Below are 15,020 nucleotides of genomic sequence, written 5' to 3'. Positions count from 1 at the left end.
GGCAGGTTTTTATGTCTAAGCAAACACGGAATATCTCTCAGAAAACATTCGGCGAACGCATCTTCCATGCGGTAGGTTTTGAAACCCTCGCCGTGCTGATTTCAGCGCCGGCCGCCGCCTGGGCGCTGAATAAACCGGTCTGGGAAATGGGCGCACTGGCAATCATGCTGTCAACGACAGCGATGGTCTGGAACATCGTCTATAACAGCCTGTTTGACAAATTCTGGCCGGTTTCCCGTGTGGTGCGGACATTTAAAATCCGCGTGGCGCACGCGCTGGGCTTCGAAGGCGGATTTATCATAATTGGTCTGCCGATTGCCGCGCTGTGGCTGGGTATCGGACTGCTGGACGCCTTTATGCTGGAAATCGGGTTCTTCCTGTTCTTCCTGCCGTATACCGTGGCGTACAACTGGGTTTACGACACGCTCCGTCAGCGCTGGATGAACCGTCGTCTGGCAGCAGAGGATTGCCCGGCTAAACAGTAATTCTCATTGCTGTAAAGCAGCACAAAAAAGCCCGCCGACATTTTCTTTGTCCGCGGGCTTTTTGTCGGTTATGGTTTTGGCATCCGGAAAATACAGGGCGTCAAGATGAAAACGTTAGGGCTGATTGGCGGTATGAGCTGGGAATCCACCGTGCCGTATTACCGCATGATCAATGAGCATGTGAAACAGCAACTGGGCGGCCTGCATTCGGCCAAACTGTTTCTCTACAGCGTCGATTTTTATGAAATCGAAAAGCTGCAAATGGCCGGTGACTGGCAGCAGGCGGGTGAAATTCTCGGTAACGCCGCGAATTCACTGGCGCGCGCTGGCGCGGACGTTATCGTCGTGTGCACCAACACCATGCATAAAGTCGCGGACGATATCGAACGCATCGGTGGCCTGCCGCTGCTGCATATCGCCGATGCGACGGCCGAAAAAATCAAAGTGCAGGGCCTGCGTAAAATCGGCCTGCTCGGCACGCGTTTCACCATGGAACAGGATTTCTATCGCGGACGTTTGCAGGAAAAGCATCAGATTGACGTGGTGACGCCGGACGAAGCCGACCGGGCGATTGTCCACCGCATCATTTACGAAGAGCTGTGTCTGGGCATGATTAAGGAGGATTCCCGCGAGGAATATCGCCGGATTATTAGTAAATTAGAACAGCAGGGCGTGGAAGGGATCATTCTTGGATGTACCGAAATCACCCTGCTGGTCGGTGCCGAAGACGCGAGCGTACCGGTGTTCGACACCACCGCCATTCATGCGCTGGCGGCGGCGGAATTTGCGTTAAAACAGGATTAATCTTCTTCTGTGATCTGCCGGTTCAGCCGCTGTTTTGCGACCTGCATCAGCGGCTTACCGGCCAGCATCAGCCAGGCTGGCAGCATGACAATGCACAGCAATGGCAACAGTTTCAGCCCCGGCACCACGGCGGCGGCCATAAACAGACTCAGCCAGCCGTCGCGTGTCACCACCAGCACCATCCCCATTACCGCACATGAAACCGTCACCGCTGCGGGCACATCCGGTGCGTACTGATGCAACATCAACCCGAGCGATACCCCGACAAACACCGCCGGGAAAATGCGCCCGCCACGAAAACCACAGGCGGCAGCGACCACTAATGCCGCGAGTTTGGTGAGCGTAATCGCCAGCAGAGGTCCCATCTCAAACAGCTGATTGGAATGTGCCAGCTCTTTCATTTCATCCAGACCTTTGAACAGCGTGATTTCTCCGCCGATCAGCGCCAGCAGACCCAGCACAAAACCGCCAAGGCCGAGGCGTAATATCGGATTCTGAATCGTATTGAACAGCCGGTGCATATGCGGGAACAGCCACACGGCGATCATCCCCAGAGCGATGGCGATCAGCACCACGACGGAGCCACTGAAAATGTCGATCAGGCTGGAAGAATCATAAGAAGGAATGCTGAGCGAGAAATCCGGCTGGAAGAACTGATCGGTGGTCAGCGCACCGGCACCGGCGGCAAGCAAAGGGGCAAACAGGCGATCCCATAACGGCACATCTTTATTGGTACCGAGGGTTTGCGAGAAAATCAGCGCCGCCGCGACCGGCGTGCCAAACAGTGCGCCGACAGTCCCGGCTGCCGCCAGAATGACCCAGTCAGTGGTCGGCACTTTAGGCATCAGACGTCCACCCAGCCACGCCACCAGTGCGATATTAATCACCGTGACCGGATGTTCCGGCCCGAGGCTGACGCCGCCGGCCAGTCCGACCATCAGCGCCAGCGCCAGACCCGGTAATGCGTTTACCGCCACCGGCGCGCCAATCAGCGATTCAGTGGCCGGATCCGGCCCCGCGTGGCCTGGCATATACTTAATAATCGCGCCAACACCGATGCCGGTCAGCGTCAGCATAAACAGTGTCCAGCTGGCCGATTCCGTATTCACTTGTAAAACGGCGGGAATGTGTTGCCACAGCAGGTTTTGCAATGCACCAGCAATCATCATGATAAAGACCAGAATCAGGCTGGAAAGCACCCCGATAATGACGGCGGGCAGGGCGAAAGCCAGCATAATTCTGGCGCGGGGATGAAACATGCAAGAATTTCCTTATTTATCGTTATCGCTTTGTTTGCCCTAATAGCTTAGATGAATCCTGACGAAGTCTGTTTGCGGGCGCTCAACATTATTTTGTGTGACATACCGCATAAATGTGCGCGGGTTCAAAACTGCGTTGCAGCGTATAGCAATTACCGCTATTTTGCCCACACGAAACTGTAAGCTTTGCCCCACGGGCGGGGTTTCGCCAGTCGCTTTAATTGATGAAGACAACTTACATCTGCGTGTCTGGCAGCGTACTCTTTAGCGCAGCATAACGAATTTACTTTTGCGGAGAATAACATGACCAAATACTCCCTGGTGGGCGATGTCGGGGGCACTAACTGCCGTCTGGCGCTTTGTGCGCTGGACAGCGGCGAGATTTCGCAGGCGAAGACCTTTTCCGGGCTGGAATATGACAGCCTCGAAGCCACAGTCCGTGAGTATCTTACTGAGCAAAAACAGGAAATTGAAGATGCCTGCATCGCCATTGCCTGCCCGATCACCGGCGACTGGGTGGCAATGACTAACCACACCTGGGCATTCTCCATTGCAGAAATGAAGAAAAGTTTAGGTCTGCAACATCTGGAAGTGATCAACGATTTCACCGCCGTCTCGATGGCGATCCCGATGTTGAAAGAAGAGGATTTATTGCAGTTCGGCGGTAAAAAAGCGCAGGACGGAAAACCGGCTGTGATCTATGGCGCCGGTACCGGTCTGGGTGTCGCGCATCTGATCCACGCTAACAAGCAGTGGCTTAGCCTGCCGGGCGAGGGCGGTCATGTTGATTTCGCACCGAACAGCGAAGAAGAAGACATTATTCTTGAGCAGTTGCGTACCGAAATGGGCCACGTATCTGCCGAGCGGATCCTTTCCGGTCCGGGGCTGGTGAATCTTTATCGCGCTATCGTAAAATCGGACGACCGCGTGCCGGAAAACTTCAAACCGAAAGACGTGACCGAACTGGCACTGTCTGATGAGAACGTCGACTGCCGCCGCGCGCTGTCGCTGTTCTGTGTGATCATGGGGCGTTTCGGTGGCAATCTGGCGCTGAGCATGGGGACATTTGGCGGTGTATACATCGCTGGCGGCATTGTTCCGCGCTTCCTCGAATTCTTCAAAGCGTCCGGTTTCCGCGCCGCATTTGAAGATAAAGGCCGCTTCAAAGATTACCTGATGGATATTCCGGTATTCCTGATCACCCACGATCAGCCAGGGTTGCTGGGTGCAGGTGCGTACTTACGTCAGTCAATTGGTATGACGATCTAAGTTTTGCTCCTCCCCATCGCAGGGGAGGAGCAAACTCCCATCATTATTGCTTTGCTGACTTTAATTCCCGCGGTAAGTCGAGAAGCCGTAAGGACTGACAAGCAGAGGAATGTGATAGTGAGGCACTGAGCCATCCGCTTTAAAAATAACGGGGATTTCCGGGAAAAATGAAGCGGTATGGTGCTTTTCAAACCATTCGCCAGTTTTGAACGTTACCCGATAATTCCCTTTCTCCATCACATTTTCATTGGGATACAGCGCCGGAATTCTTCCTTGTTCGTTGGTTACTCCGCTGCTCAACTGCACCCATTTGTTACCTTCCTGCTTCTCGAGCGATACGCTTACACCCTGTGATGGCAGCCCGTTTTGCAGGTTCAGAACGTGGACGCTAAGAGGGTTCGCTGCATACGCAGACGTCAGACACAGAGCATTGATAATACCGGCGAGTAATAATTTCTTTTTAAACATATGTTCGTCCTTTTGAACTCAATGTTATTTGTTAATAACGCAGAATATTTTGCAGAGCTATATTTAGGTTTTTCTCATCACAGACATGAGAAAGTACGAAATATCCTCTGTCTTGACGAAACAAAGTCTACTGATTACTGGCTAACCTGAGGATGACGGGTTGATGACATTTTTGTAATAATTCAGAGTCAGACGCCAAAAAATAACGCCCTCCGTCTCAGAACCCGTCAGGTCCCCATCAGAACCGCATTAACTGCCTGAATTCTTTCACCTTGCTGCGACTCACCGGTACTTCGAAATCTAAATCACTTAAGCGCAAAATATAAGTATTGTTGAACCAGGGTACGATCTCGCGGATTTTTGACAGGTTCACGCAATATGAGCGATGGCAGCGGAAAAAATGTTCCTCCGGCAAGCGGTTGCACAATTCGGTGATATTCATCGGCATGGTGAATTCTTCTTTGCGGGTATAGACCTGCGTCACCTTTTCCTGCGCGGCGGCGTAATAAATATCGTTGATATCCGTCACAATAATCCGCTCGTCTTTGATCAGATTAATACTGTGACTCACCCGCTGCGCGTTGCCGGTTACAGGCGGGATCCCTTCCTGTTTCTCTCCGGTCTCTTTACCAGCCAGTTCTTTATCACGGCGAAAATGCGACTCCAGCTTTTGCAGCATAGTGACAATGCGTGACTCATGATAAGGCTTGAGAATGTAATCAAACGCTTCGATTTCAAAGGCTTCTGCAGCGTGTTCTTTATAGGCGGTGATGAAAACGATATAAGGTTTATGGGCAAATTTACTGATATTTTGCGCCAGCAAAACGCCGTCGAGCGAAGGAATGCTGATATCGAGAAAAATCGCATCCACTTCATGCGATTGCAGATATTTAAGCACGTCCAGTCCGTCATCAAATATTGCTTCAACCTGAATGCTGCTGTGCGTATTGATCAGATAACTCAGCTCTTCCTGAGCCGGTACTTCATCTTCGACGATAATTGCTTTCACTGAATTATCTCCCTGGTGCGGTGGCCCGAAAGGCGGGCGGGTAAAATGAAAACGCCCTGCGGATCAGGCAATCTGGCTCTGTATGGCCGCCGTGACTTTCGCAGGAGCGTGAGTAATAACAAAAGAAATATCGGTGCCCGGCTCCAGTCGCCGGATGGTCAGACCCTGCCCGTATAACAACGAAACGCGGTGATGCACATTCAGCAGGCCGATTTTATTACCGGGCATTTCATTGCGCGCTACGCGGTCAATGGTTTCCTGATTAATGCCATGGCCGGTGTCTTTCACGGAAACTTTAATTCCCTCAGCCTGATGCTTAACTGAAATCACCACCACGCCTTTTCCGCTGCATTTCTGAATGCCGTGAACAATTGCGTTTTCTACCAGTGGCTGGATCAGCAGACTGGGGATTTTCACCGAAATATCGTCATCAATGTCATAAATCACCGTCAGTTTGCTGCCAAAACGCGCCTGTTCGATGGCGATGTAATCCTGTACCTGATGCAGCTCTTTGCGCAGGTCGATCAGCTCGTCATTCAGTTCCAGGTTGTAGCGCAGATAACGGGAAAGATTGATGATCAGCTGACGCGCCACGTCAGGGCGGGCGCGGATCGACGATGAAATCGCATTCAGCGCGTTAAACAGGAAATGCGGGTTTATCTTGCTCTGCAATGCGCGCATTTCCGCTTTATTGGCCATTTCGCGCAGTTGTTCAGTACGTGAGACTTCCATCTGCGTGGACATTATTTGCGACAGCCCGATAGCCATCACTTTCAGCGAATACGTAATACGGTGCGGGTCACAATAATAAATTTTCAGCGAGCCGGTCACTTCGCCTTTTTCCCACAGGGGAATAATAATCAGCGAGTGGATCTGCGGCGTGCGATCCATTTCATCATTGTTTCTGACCGTGATCTCGCCGCTTTCCAGTGTGGCTTTGGTCATCTCACTCAGCGATTCATGACCGATATTGTATTCATCCGCGCCTACGCCGACGTATGCCAGTATGTTTTTAGTATCCGTGATAGCCACCGCATCGGCATCGATATCCTCGCGGATAATGCGGCAGATGCTGGCCAGGGATTCGGCGTTGATATTTCGGCCTTCGATATTACGGCCGTCTATATTACGGAAATAGGGCAGCGTTTTATTGGCGATATCCAGCGCCAGCCGCGCCTGTCGTGCGGCAATGACTTCCTTTTCATCTTCGACGCTTTGCACCAGTAACACAATCAGGCCGATGGAACTGGCACCGAGGATCAGCGGTGCGGCGATATTCATGACGATATCCAGCCCGAGCGAAAATGGGCGTGCCATCAGCAGAATCAGCACCATGGTCAGTGTTTCGCACAGCATTCCGGCGATGATCCCGACTTTCCAGTGCAGCGCTTTTTTGACTTTTTTGTTGATGTAACCGGAAAGGAAACCGGCAGTAATACTGGTGATCAGGCACGGAATCGACGTCGGCCCGTGAATGTCGATGAGAAAACGGTGCGTGCCTGAAATCAGGCCGGTGATAATCCCGACCCAGGGGCCGAACAAGATCCCGCCGGACATAATGGCGATGGTGCGTACGTTAATCAGCGAGCCTTCGACGTTGATCCCGGAAAGCGTACCGAAAATCGCAAACAGCGAGAAAATGGCGGTCACCGCCGCCAGCTCCAGCGGCGTGTGGCTCTCGTTTTCTTTATGCAGCAGTTTACGGAACAGCGGGGTACGCGTGAGGAAAAACAGACAAATGAGCATCAGCGCCGCACGGTCAAAGACCGCCAGCAACATATCGAAAATGTGAGGCATAGCAGATTAACTCTTTGCGCGCCGTAAAGATAAGCGTGCCAAATGGATTCAGCCGTTATTATATGTAAAAGGTCAGACTTTCACCATCGGCAGACACAGGAGAGCCAACCGAGATGATTTCGTTATCCACGCCGCGGCTGATTATGCAGCCCATTCAGGCTGACGACTGGGCATTTTTCTTGCGGTTGTACCAGACGCCGGAGGTGATGCGTTTTATCGGCGATATCGAGATGCCCGCTCAGGTTCATACCCGTTTTGAACAGCGGCTGGGCAACTGGGATCGCTATTGCGATTTTTGGTTATGCTTGCTGATCCGCGAAAAAGAGACCGGCGCCGCCGTGGGGCTGACCGGATTCTTCCCGGACTGGCGGCCTTATAAACAGGGCGAAGTGGGATTTATTCTCGCGCCCGAGCATCAGCGTAAAGGCTACGCGGTGGAATCCCTGCGTGAAGTGCTGAACTTTGCTTTTGACCACTGCGGATTTCACCGCCTGCAGGCCAACGTACTGGAAGGCAATGACGGTTCTCGCCGCGTGCTGGAGAAATGCGGTTTTCAGATGGAAGGGCGTTTGCGCGACAGTTACCGGATTGGCGACGAGTGGAAGAACGACTGGCTGCTGGGGCTGCTGGCAACTGATCCGCGTCCGTAAAAAAAACGCTCAGTATCTCGACAGCTGTTTTTCTCTGCGTTATGTTCGTTGAAGGCCGCAACGCGGCCAGCGTCGCTCGGACGGTCCGGGCGCTTACGTATCCCAGAGGAAATTATGGCTGATTCCAGTTCACCACGTCGTTTTTCACGTATTGATCGTCTTCCCCCTTATGTTTTCAACATCACCGCTGAACTGAAAATGGCCGCACGCCATCGCGGCGAAGACATTATTGATTTCAGCATGGGTAACCCTGACGGCCCGACACCGCCGCACATTGTGGAAAAAATGGTGCAGGTTGCGCAGCGCGAAGATACCCACGGTTACTCAACGTCACGCGGTATTCCGCGTCTGCGTCGTGCGATTTCCCGCTGGTACGCCGATCGTTATCAGGTGGAGATCGACCCGGAAAGCGAAGCTATCGTCACCATCGGTTCGAAAGAAGGTCTGGCGCATCTGATGCTGGCGACCCTGGATCATGGCGATACCGTTCTGGTGCCAAACCCAAGTTATCCGATCCACATTTACGGCGCAGTGATCGCCGGTGCTCAGGTGCGATCCGTGCCGCTGGCAGAAGGTGTGGATTTCTTTGCTGAACTGGAAAAAGCCATTCGCGAAACCATTCCTCGTCCGAAAATGATGATCCTCGGCTTTCCGTCCAACCCGACGGCGCAATGCGTAGAGCTGGACTTCTTCGAACGCGTGGTCGCGCTGGCCAAACAATACAACGTGCTGGTTATTCACGATCTGGCTTACGCGGATATCGTGTACGACGGCTGGAAAGCGCCGTCTATCATGCAGGTGCCGGGCGCGAAAGATATTGCGGTAGAGTTCTTCACCCTGTCGAAGAGCTACAACATGGCGGGCTGGCGTATCGGCTTTATGGTCGGCAATCCTGAGCTGGTCAGCGCGCTGGCGCGTATCAAAAGTTATCACGATTACGGGACGTTCACGCCGTTACAGGTTGCTGCGATTGCCGCGCTGGAAGGCGATCAGCAATGTGTGAAAGACATCGCCGAGCAATACCGTCAGCGTCGTAATGTGCTGGTGCGCGGGCTGCATGAAGCGGGCTGGATGGTGGAAAACCCGAAAGCGTCGATGTATGTCTGGGCAAAAATCCCCCCGGCGTATGCGCATTTAGGTTCGCTGGAGTTCGCCAAACGCCTGCTGTCTGACGCGAAAGTCTGCGTGTCTCCGGGCATCGGTTTTGGTGATTACGGTGATACGCACGTCCGTTTCGCGCTGATCGAAAATCAGGATCGTATCCGTCAGGCCATTCGCGGTATCAAAGCGATGTTCCGTGCTGACGGTTTACTGGCCCCGAAAAAAACCAGCAGTGAACCGCCGGTTGGGCCGGATCCTTCTGTCGGCGCATAAGCCGCCTCAGCAAATCAGACCGGGCTTTGGCCCGGTTTTTTTATAGCAGTACTTTAACTTCTTTATCCTTATCGCCCGGCCTTATCCACAAAGTCTGCGTAATTCCTCTCTATACTCACTCTGTCACTTTTGATTTCGCCTTTAATATCCTCCGGCCAGGAAATTGCTCATGAAAAACCGTTATTCGCTGTCGCAAATAAGCCTGCACTGGGCAACCTTACTGATGATTATTCTGACGTATACCGCGATGCTGACCCGCGACTATTTTCCGGAAGATAACCAGCCGCTGGTGCGATTACTGCATTTTAATTTCGGGATTTGCGTCTGGCTGCTGATGTGGGTACGTGTGTTCCTGCGTACACGTTATTCCACGCCCGTCATCACGCCGCCTTTGCCACGCTGGCAGATTGCGGCATCGCACGCGGTACATGGCGTGTTGTATCTGTTATTTCTCTCGCTGCCAGTGCTGGGCGTGCTGACGCTGGAATTTGGCGCACGTGACTGGGTATTGTTTGGCTGGCAGGTGCCGCAGTTCGTGACGCCGGATCCCTCCGTGCGCAGCACGGTGAAACAGATTCATGTGTTTCTGGCGAACTGCGGTTATTACCTGATTGGCTTACATGCGCTGGCGGCGATTTATCATCATTACTTCCGTAAAGATGACACCCTGTTACGCATGACGCCTTAACGGCGGGTTCACCGGCAGAGATCCTGCCGGTGACGGGCGGATAAATCAGTTTTCATCCTGCTGGTAATGCACCACGCGACGCTTCCCTTCGATCTGGATATCCGCCCATTTGCGCGGCGCGGGTTTAACTTCACCGTTGCGCAGTGCCTGGATCAGCGTCTCTTTATCTTTTTCCTGATACAGATAAAGTTCACCGCTTTGCGCCCACTGTCCGGCCTGCTTCGCGTAAACCCGGCAGTTGACTGATGGCGCATCCAGCGTATTACAGAGCAGGATTTCTTTCTGTCTGTCACTGTTAAGATCCAGCGTGTTGACGATACACACGCCCTGAATGCTCAGACAATCGCGCAGTGTGTTGCGATATTGTTCCAGCGCAGGAAGACCTTTCCACCAGCCGTCATCCGGCTGCACTGCGCCTTTCGCCAGCGTGATCATCTTTTTCGCCTCCTCAACACGATAATTTTTAGCCAGTGCATCGGCCTCTTTATCATTGTATGAGCCCCAGCGTGAGGTCATTGCCAGGGTATTTTTCACCGTGGCAAGCAGGCGCGGATCAGCGGTAAATGCAGGATGTTGCAGTAGTTTCGCCAATGCCTCATTGCCACGACGGCCGGTTTCAAAGCGCAGTAATTTGAGATCAAAATCTTTCCCCTGCGTTTTACCACTGTCGAGCCGCTTAATCTGACTGTTCACACTGATACGGTAAGGATCGAGCAGCGGGCTGTTGACCGCGATAACCAGCAATACAACTAACAATGACAGCGGTTTATTGAACTGATTCAGACGTGACAGCCAGTCCGGGCGTTTATCGAAAACGGAAGAACTGTAGCAAAGCGACGCTGTCAGCGTGACCGCAATAATCACCACCGCCCACAGGCGCTGCGGCGTCCAGCCGTATTGCGAGACGCGAAGACCGGTAGAATACAGCGCCAGCGCGGCATACACCGGCAGCAGCAGGATGGCTGCATTGACCAGCCAGCGGACAGCCTGCGGATAAGGTTTCACGCCGCTGTCCGTTTCGCGCACGACGTTCACCAGCACCAGCAGACTCAGCGCCATAATGGTCAGCAGACTGGCGGCGGACCAGGTTTTCGACAACGCCGTCAGACCGGTGAACGGCAGGGCGAACAGGAAGATCAGCGCAACGAACGCCACCAGAGGCAGCAGGCCTTTGAGAATGAAACGGATAATATTGCGGGTGGTGTTCATCAGCGCCGGTTGTGTGCGGCAGGTGATGATGCTTATCCCCAGCAGCAGCCCGAAAACCAGATGCATAAACAGTGGCGTATCGAAAAACAGCGCGTGGAAGTATTCAATGCCAATGACCCGGAACAGGGCAGCGCACAACGCCAGTACACCGACGGTCAGCAGCATCAGCAGGAAAGTGAGCATCGCACACAGCATATTCTGGCTGTAGCAGGCGGCAAGATGGGCGTAACGGTAACGGTTCTGCGCCGGGAACGTCTGCACCTGTAACCAGGGCAGCACAAAAAAGACCATCGTCACCAGCGAAAGGTTAAACGGCACCATCACCGAATCTGCCGGTGTGCCGGTCACATTACTTTTCACCCACGTTGCCAGCCCTGCCAGCAACAAGGTCATCAACGCCATTGCACCCCAGAACCGGCGGTCATTCAGCTGTACCAGCGACAACGACATCAGCACCGGTAATGTGAATGCCATAGTCTGGCCGTAAATATTGTGGGAGAAAGCCGACCGCGTGACCGCCTGGCTGTCTGAGAAAAAGTAATACAGCAAAAGTCCCTGCAGCAGGCAGACAACCATGATAAGCCAGCGGGAGGGAACGGGCAGTGGGGGCAAACTGAGGCCGGCCCGATTGAACTGAGACATCCGTGACTCTCCGAAAGTGTAAGAGGAAGTAAGGGTAAAAACGTACGCCAGTGTAATGGGTTCCGTGTTCCGGTGCAGAAAACTCTTTTCCAGGGCAGGGTGCGCATTTTGTGAGCATCACCACATAACTGGCAAAATCAGCCGCAGTCACTAGGCTTAGGTATTGGATGGAGAATTTCGAGGTGAAAATGTCAGAACACGAACTGAAAGAAAAACGCATTGAAATCGTTAAGAATTTCTACGCCAAGCTGGATCAGGCAGATTCGACTTTGCTGGATCTCTTTGCTGAAGATGTGGTGCTGTTTTTTCCGAAATTTGGCACCGCGCAGGGGAAGTCATCCCTGGGAGAACTGGGTAAACGCTTCGCCCTGGAAATCGACAAGATCCAGCATATTCAGGATGCTTTCCGGTTTCTCACCGATGGCGACACCATTGTGCTGGAAGGGCAGATGCGTGGTGTGATGCAAAACGGCGACCGCTGGCCGACCTCGGAAGCCGGCAGTCATCATTTCTGTACGGTGTTTGCATTTGACGATTTACTGATCAAACGGCTGAGTATTTATCTCGACCCTGACTTCAATCTTGAGGATAAAAAGCGGGTGAATAATTACCGTCAGGCGGTGAAAAGCGAAGAGAATAAAACCTGATGTTTGCTTAAATGCTTAAAAAAGAAGGGAAGGGGTGTCAACCCACCCCTTACCTTCGCCAACTGCCCTGTCAGGATTCGGCAGGGACAACGCTGTTTTTGTAGCGTTGCAGTATCGGTGAATTCGCTTCCGACGCATTCTGCAATTGCCACAGGTTACGGTCGATACCGTCATTGACCAGATAAATAACCCCGGATTCAATGGCCGACATCAGGCACAACATCACCGGCTCGTTGGTGGTATAGCCCAGTTCGCCTTCCAGCAGACGCTGATAGTCGATAAAGCGGAACACCCCGGCCTGCACTTCATACGACAAAATCGTCTTGCTGGTATTCACAGACGACAAAACTTCCCCGGTATTGACGTCGACAGCACGCAGGTTCACGGCTATCTGGTCCAACTGGTACTGCGTACTGGCACCGATACCGAAGTAACGCGCCCCTATGCCGCCCGATTTCACATTGCTTTCATAGCCGATAATCGAGCCTTCAATCAAAATATTTGCCGCCACCAAAGAAGAAAGCGGACGCTGATTATTGATAGCGACACTGCCGTTTTCCTGAGCCGCACGGATAATTTTGCGTTCATTGAGCAGGTTTTGCAGTCCCTGACGTTCCAGCGGAATAAACCATTTAGAGTCTTTTAACGCCGAGACCAGCATGGCCGTGGCGCTTTGCGGCACCGCAGTCGAGAAGTTACTCGCCGGATACGGTTTGAACTGACCGGTTTCATCCTGAATATTATAAACGGAGACAAATACACGTCCCTTCGGGGCCGGGAGATGAGTCAGGTCGGTATAACTCGGTGCCCGTGGCAATAATGTCGGTCTGGCGGTTTCTTTCGGGGGCGCTGTGAGACACCCGCTCAACACAAAAACTGCGATGAGTAATAAATAGCTGCGCATGATGTTGTTCCTGTTTTTATTTGTCGCCGGAATCAGTTGGTAGTGGCAGACAGGCCCTGAACCTGAATGGTGGAAATCTTGCCTGTTTTACGGTCGGTGACATTCATCACCAGTTGCCCGTCGGTATTCTGGATATCCACAATAAAGTCCTGCGTCACCAGCCGCCCCGGTTTGCCCTGATTCACGTTGCCCATCAGACTGCCCAGCAGCTGCGACTGAATCGATGCGGTGAAGTTATCCAGCGCAGAGGTGCCGGTAGTGCCGAAATCGTACGAATCCGGATCCTTATAGGAGTTTTGCGCCTGGGCTTCATTGAGCAGGAACGCGCCATTATTCGGGTTGCCGCCGAAATTCGGGTTAATGAACTGGAAAACCATGTTGCCTCCCCAGGAAACCGGGGACGCCGTCAGTAATGCCAGCAACATGACTGAACGCGAAGCAGAGACTGAAATATTCACGATGCTCTCCTTAAAAGAGGCTGTGCATTAAAATTCGTCATGGGCAAGATCCCCGGTGCCAAGTAACGCTTTGTCCAGCTGGCGTCGTGATAACGCCTCCGTCACGCCAGCCAGTGCGGTGTCGACGTCCTTCTCAAAGTTGTGACGGTTAGGAAACAACAGAGTTTGATAAAGGGTGTCCTGACCTATCTTTATGGTGATCCAACTGCCCCAGCGGGCGCTGGATCTTTCTGAAATCGTGATGGTTTCCGGGTAGTTCTGTTCCCATTTGGCGGTGAAGCTGCGATAAAAATCGTGCCCCACCGACGTCACTGTCCGGTCGGTAATCAGCCCCGGGTCTTTGATATCCGCAGCCTGTACGTGCAGGCAGGTGGCGCAGAGCAGCGCCAGCCAGAGCCAGAAGGTCCTGATGCAAATAGTCATGATGTCAGCGCTTGAGATTGTCATTTGCCCAGGACGCCGCCTGAGTACGGTTTTTTACCGAAATTTTCCTAAATAAATTATAAAGATGCGTCTTGACGGTGTTCTCACTGATAAACAAAAGCTGTGCGATTTCCGTGTTGGACGCACCCACGCGTAACTTATTGAGGATCTCTTTTTCGCGATGAGTCAGGCCGGTATCTTCTGAATGCATGTGCCGGAAGGCACCGGACTGATTGATCAGATAGCTGGCGAAACCCTGAGAGAAGTAACATTCTCCGCGGATCACGCTGCGGATCCCTTCCACCAGATGTTCTTCGTCAGTAGAAAGATAAAAAACAGCGCTTATTCGCGGCCAGGTTTCTATTTCCCGAAAATGGTAATTATCGGGCGTATTTAATAATAATAACTTCACACTCTCGTGATAACGGTTAATGGCGGATTGCCAGATCTCAATAGTCCGCCGGTCAGCTTCCATCATGTCGAAAAGAATAAGCGTCTGATGAAGATACTGATCCTCAAGTGTTTTATGAATGCTGTGTAACCGGGTATTGACACAAAGTTGCTGTTTTAATTGCTGCAATAAAGCACTGGCTTGTAATGATGGTTTAGTCACTAATAAAAGAATATTATTATTGATTGCTGCTTCATTACTCATAATGAAACCCTGCCCTGATTTTTATAGCCACAGCCTGCCGCGTCTTTGTATAAACAGACCGGTAATAGACTGAGATATTATGTGCTAAATCTATAGCTTTATATTTGCTGTGCATATCTGAAAGTAGCAAATAAACGCAGCGTGAGGCGCACAATATTTTAAGTCGCTCTATGTGCGGTACAGACTCAATTTAGCTTTTGGATGACCTTACGCAAGGCTTATTTATGTTTCAAAATGTAACGTAAAATGTATAAAATTTTCTTAATGTATTGCCATTAG

At 52.1% G+C, this 15,020-nt stretch carries 15 protein-coding genes and 2 pseudogenes; 7 read left to right on the top strand and 10 right to left on the bottom strand.

Annotated features, from left to right (window positions below; translation table 11 throughout):
* Nucleotides 1-11 precede the first annotated feature (11 nt).
* Both ACM615_RS03485 and ACM615_RS03480 read left to right on the top strand, forming a co-directional pair.
* Nucleotides 12-485: a multidrug/biocide efflux PACE transporter gene (locus tag ACM615_RS03485; RefSeq protein ID WP_112290742.1), complete on the top strand. Its 474-nt coding sequence runs from the start codon at nucleotides 12-14 to the stop codon at nucleotides 483-485.
* Nucleotides 486-590: 105 nt separating this feature from the next.
* On the top strand, nucleotides 591-1,289 hold the full coding sequence (locus ACM615_RS03480) for an aspartate/glutamate racemase family protein (RefSeq protein WP_431011450.1): 699 nt from the start codon (nucleotides 591-593) through the stop codon (nucleotides 1,287-1,289).
* Here ACM615_RS03480 and ACM615_RS03475 read toward each other — a convergent pair.
* Entirely contained in the window at nucleotides 1,286-2,548 is a 1,263-nt protein-coding gene (locus ACM615_RS03475) for an ion channel protein (protein WP_113876965.1), read from the bottom strand. The genes ACM615_RS03480 and ACM615_RS03475 overlap by 4 nt on opposite strands.
* A gap of 303 nt (nucleotides 2,549-2,851) precedes the next feature.
* Between ACM615_RS03475 and glk the strand changes: the two genes are divergently transcribed.
* On the top strand, nucleotides 2,852-3,817 hold the full coding sequence (gene glk, locus ACM615_RS03470) for a glucokinase (RefSeq protein WP_431011449.1): 966 nt from the start codon (nucleotides 2,852-2,854) through the stop codon (nucleotides 3,815-3,817).
* 60 nt (nucleotides 3,818-3,877) lie between these two features.
* On the opposite strand, the gene uraH is transcribed toward glk, so the two are convergent.
* The 4 genes and pseudogenes from uraH to ACM615_RS03450 form a co-directional block, all read right to left on the bottom strand.
* Nucleotides 3,878-4,285 carry a hydroxyisourate hydrolase gene (gene uraH / locus ACM615_RS03465; RefSeq protein ID WP_112290748.1) on the bottom strand — a complete coding sequence of 136 codons (408 nt, stop codon included), beginning with the start codon at nucleotides 4,283-4,285 and terminating at the stop codon, nucleotides 3,878-3,880.
* Between the two features lie 238 nt (nucleotides 4,286-4,523).
* Nucleotides 4,524-4,850: pseudogene (locus ACM615_RS03460) on the bottom strand (LytTR family DNA-binding domain-containing protein); the annotation flags it as partial.
* A gap of 86 nt (nucleotides 4,851-4,936) precedes the next feature.
* Nucleotides 4,937-5,294, bottom strand: a pseudogene (locus tag ACM615_RS03455) (response regulator); the annotation flags it as partial.
* A 63-nt stretch (nucleotides 5,295-5,357) separates the two neighbouring features.
* Nucleotides 5,358-7,091: a sensor histidine kinase gene (locus ACM615_RS03450; RefSeq protein WP_113876966.1), complete on the bottom strand. Its 1,734-nt coding sequence runs from the start codon at nucleotides 7,089-7,091 to the stop codon at nucleotides 5,358-5,360.
* Between the two features lie 113 nt (nucleotides 7,092-7,204).
* On the opposite strand from ACM615_RS03450, the gene ACM615_RS03445 reads away from it, so the two are divergent.
* The 3 genes from ACM615_RS03445 to ACM615_RS03435 all read left to right on the top strand — a co-directional run bounded on the left by ACM615_RS03445 (nucleotide 7,205) and on the right by ACM615_RS03435 (nucleotide 9,803).
* The gene (locus ACM615_RS03445; RefSeq protein ID WP_113876967.1) at nucleotides 7,205-7,741 is read left to right on the top strand and encodes a GNAT family N-acetyltransferase; all 537 of its coding nucleotides are present in this window, start codon (nucleotides 7,205-7,207) and stop codon (nucleotides 7,739-7,741) included.
* Between the two features lie 114 nt (nucleotides 7,742-7,855).
* Entirely contained in the window at nucleotides 7,856-9,115 is a 1,260-nt protein-coding gene (alaC, locus tag ACM615_RS03440; RefSeq protein WP_112290753.1) for an alanine transaminase, read from the top strand.
* 169 nt (nucleotides 9,116-9,284) lie between these two features.
* Complete coding sequence (locus tag ACM615_RS03435; RefSeq protein WP_431011448.1) at nucleotides 9,285-9,803, top strand: cytochrome b; 519 nt, start codon at nucleotides 9,285-9,287, stop codon at nucleotides 9,801-9,803.
* Nucleotides 9,804-9,848: 45 nt separating this feature from the next.
* Here the strand turns inward: ACM615_RS03435 and ACM615_RS03430 are convergent, their stop codons facing one another.
* Nucleotides 9,849-11,486: a DUF4153 domain-containing protein gene (locus ACM615_RS03430; RefSeq protein WP_431011447.1), complete on the bottom strand. Its 1,638-nt coding sequence runs from the start codon at nucleotides 11,484-11,486 to the stop codon at nucleotides 9,849-9,851.
* A 356-nt stretch (nucleotides 11,487-11,842) separates the two neighbouring features.
* Here ACM615_RS03430 and ACM615_RS03425 point away from each other — a divergent pair, with 356 nt between their 5' ends.
* A complete protein-coding gene (locus ACM615_RS03425; protein WP_431011446.1) occupies nucleotides 11,843-12,301 on the top strand; it encodes a nuclear transport factor 2 family protein in 459 nt (152 codons plus the stop codon).
* A 70-nt stretch (nucleotides 12,302-12,371) separates the two neighbouring features.
* On the opposite strand, the gene csgG is transcribed toward ACM615_RS03425, so the two are convergent.
* Genes csgG through csgD form a run of 4 tightly spaced genes read right to left on the bottom strand, consistent with a single transcriptional unit; the run spans nucleotide 12,372 to nucleotide 14,741 of the window.
* Complete coding sequence (gene csgG / locus ACM615_RS03420) at nucleotides 12,372-13,205, bottom strand: curli production assembly/transport protein CsgG (protein ID WP_431011445.1); 834 nt, start codon at nucleotides 13,203-13,205, stop codon at nucleotides 12,372-12,374.
* 32 nt (nucleotides 13,206-13,237) lie between these two features.
* Entirely contained in the window at nucleotides 13,238-13,630 is a 393-nt protein-coding gene (gene csgF / locus ACM615_RS03415; RefSeq protein ID WP_112290770.1) for a curli production assembly/transport protein CsgF, read from the bottom strand.
* 60 nt (nucleotides 13,631-13,690) lie between these two features.
* Nucleotides 13,691-14,110: a curli production assembly/transport protein CsgE gene (gene csgE, locus ACM615_RS03410; RefSeq protein ID WP_431011444.1), complete on the bottom strand. Its 420-nt coding sequence runs from the start codon at nucleotides 14,108-14,110 to the stop codon at nucleotides 13,691-13,693.
* Nucleotides 14,091-14,741: a biofilm master transcriptional regulator CsgD gene (gene csgD, locus ACM615_RS03405; protein ID WP_159282005.1), complete on the bottom strand. Its 651-nt coding sequence runs from the start codon at nucleotides 14,739-14,741 to the stop codon at nucleotides 14,091-14,093. The genes csgE and csgD overlap by 20 nt, the downstream gene beginning before the upstream one ends.
* Between the last annotated feature and the right edge of the window lie 279 nt (nucleotides 14,742-15,020).

The organism is Rahnella sp. PAMC25617 (assembly GCF_050606005.1).
Taxonomy (GTDB): Bacteria; Pseudomonadota; Gammaproteobacteria; order Enterobacterales; family Enterobacteriaceae; genus Rahnella; species Rahnella variigena.
This window is presented reverse-complemented; position numbering and strand designations above follow the sequence as displayed.

Excerpts from the sequence above, each read along its gene's own strand:
- ACM615_RS03485 (WP_112290742.1), top strand. The coding sequence starts at position 12 with ATGTCTAAGCAAACACGGAATATCTCTCAGAAAACATTCGGCGAACGC.
- alaC (WP_112290753.1), top strand. The coding sequence starts at position 7,856 with ATGGCTGATTCCAGTTCACCACGTCGTTTTTCACGTATTGATCGTCTT.
- csgG (WP_431011445.1), bottom strand. The coding sequence starts at position 13,205 with ATGCGCAGCTATTTATTACTCATCGCAGTTTTTGTGTTGAGCGGGTGT.
- uraH (WP_112290748.1), bottom strand. The coding sequence starts at position 4,285 with ATGTTTAAAAAGAAATTATTACTCGCCGGTATTATCAATGCTCTGTGT.
- ACM615_RS03435 (WP_431011448.1), top strand. The coding sequence starts at position 9,285 with ATGAAAAACCGTTATTCGCTGTCGCAAATAAGCCTGCACTGGGCAACC.
- ACM615_RS03425 (WP_431011446.1), top strand. The coding sequence starts at position 11,843 with ATGTCAGAACACGAACTGAAAGAAAAACGCATTGAAATCGTTAAGAAT.
- ACM615_RS03475 (WP_113876965.1), bottom strand. The coding sequence starts at position 2,548 with ATGTTTCATCCCCGCGCCAGAATTATGCTGGCTTTCGCCCTGCCCGCC.
- ACM615_RS03450 (WP_113876966.1), bottom strand. The coding sequence starts at position 7,091 with ATGCCTCACATTTTCGATATGTTGCTGGCGGTCTTTGACCGTGCGGCG.
- ACM615_RS03445 (WP_113876967.1), top strand. The coding sequence starts at position 7,205 with ATGATTTCGTTATCCACGCCGCGGCTGATTATGCAGCCCATTCAGGCT.
- ACM615_RS03480 (WP_431011450.1), top strand. The coding sequence starts at position 591 with ATGAAAACGTTAGGGCTGATTGGCGGTATGAGCTGGGAATCCACCGTG.
- ACM615_RS03430 (WP_431011447.1), bottom strand. The coding sequence starts at position 11,486 with ATGGCATTCACATTACCGGTGCTGATGTCGTTGTCGCTGGTACAGCTG.
- glk (WP_431011449.1), top strand. The coding sequence starts at position 2,852 with ATGACCAAATACTCCCTGGTGGGCGATGTCGGGGGCACTAACTGCCGT.
- csgE (WP_431011444.1), bottom strand. The coding sequence starts at position 14,110 with ATGACAATCTCAAGCGCTGACATCATGACTATTTGCATCAGGACCTTC.
- csgF (WP_112290770.1), bottom strand. The coding sequence starts at position 13,630 with ATGTTGCTGGCATTACTGACGGCGTCCCCGGTTTCCTGGGGAGGCAAC.
- csgD (WP_159282005.1), bottom strand. The coding sequence starts at position 14,741 with ATGAGTAATGAAGCAGCAATCAATAATAATATTCTTTTATTAGTGACT.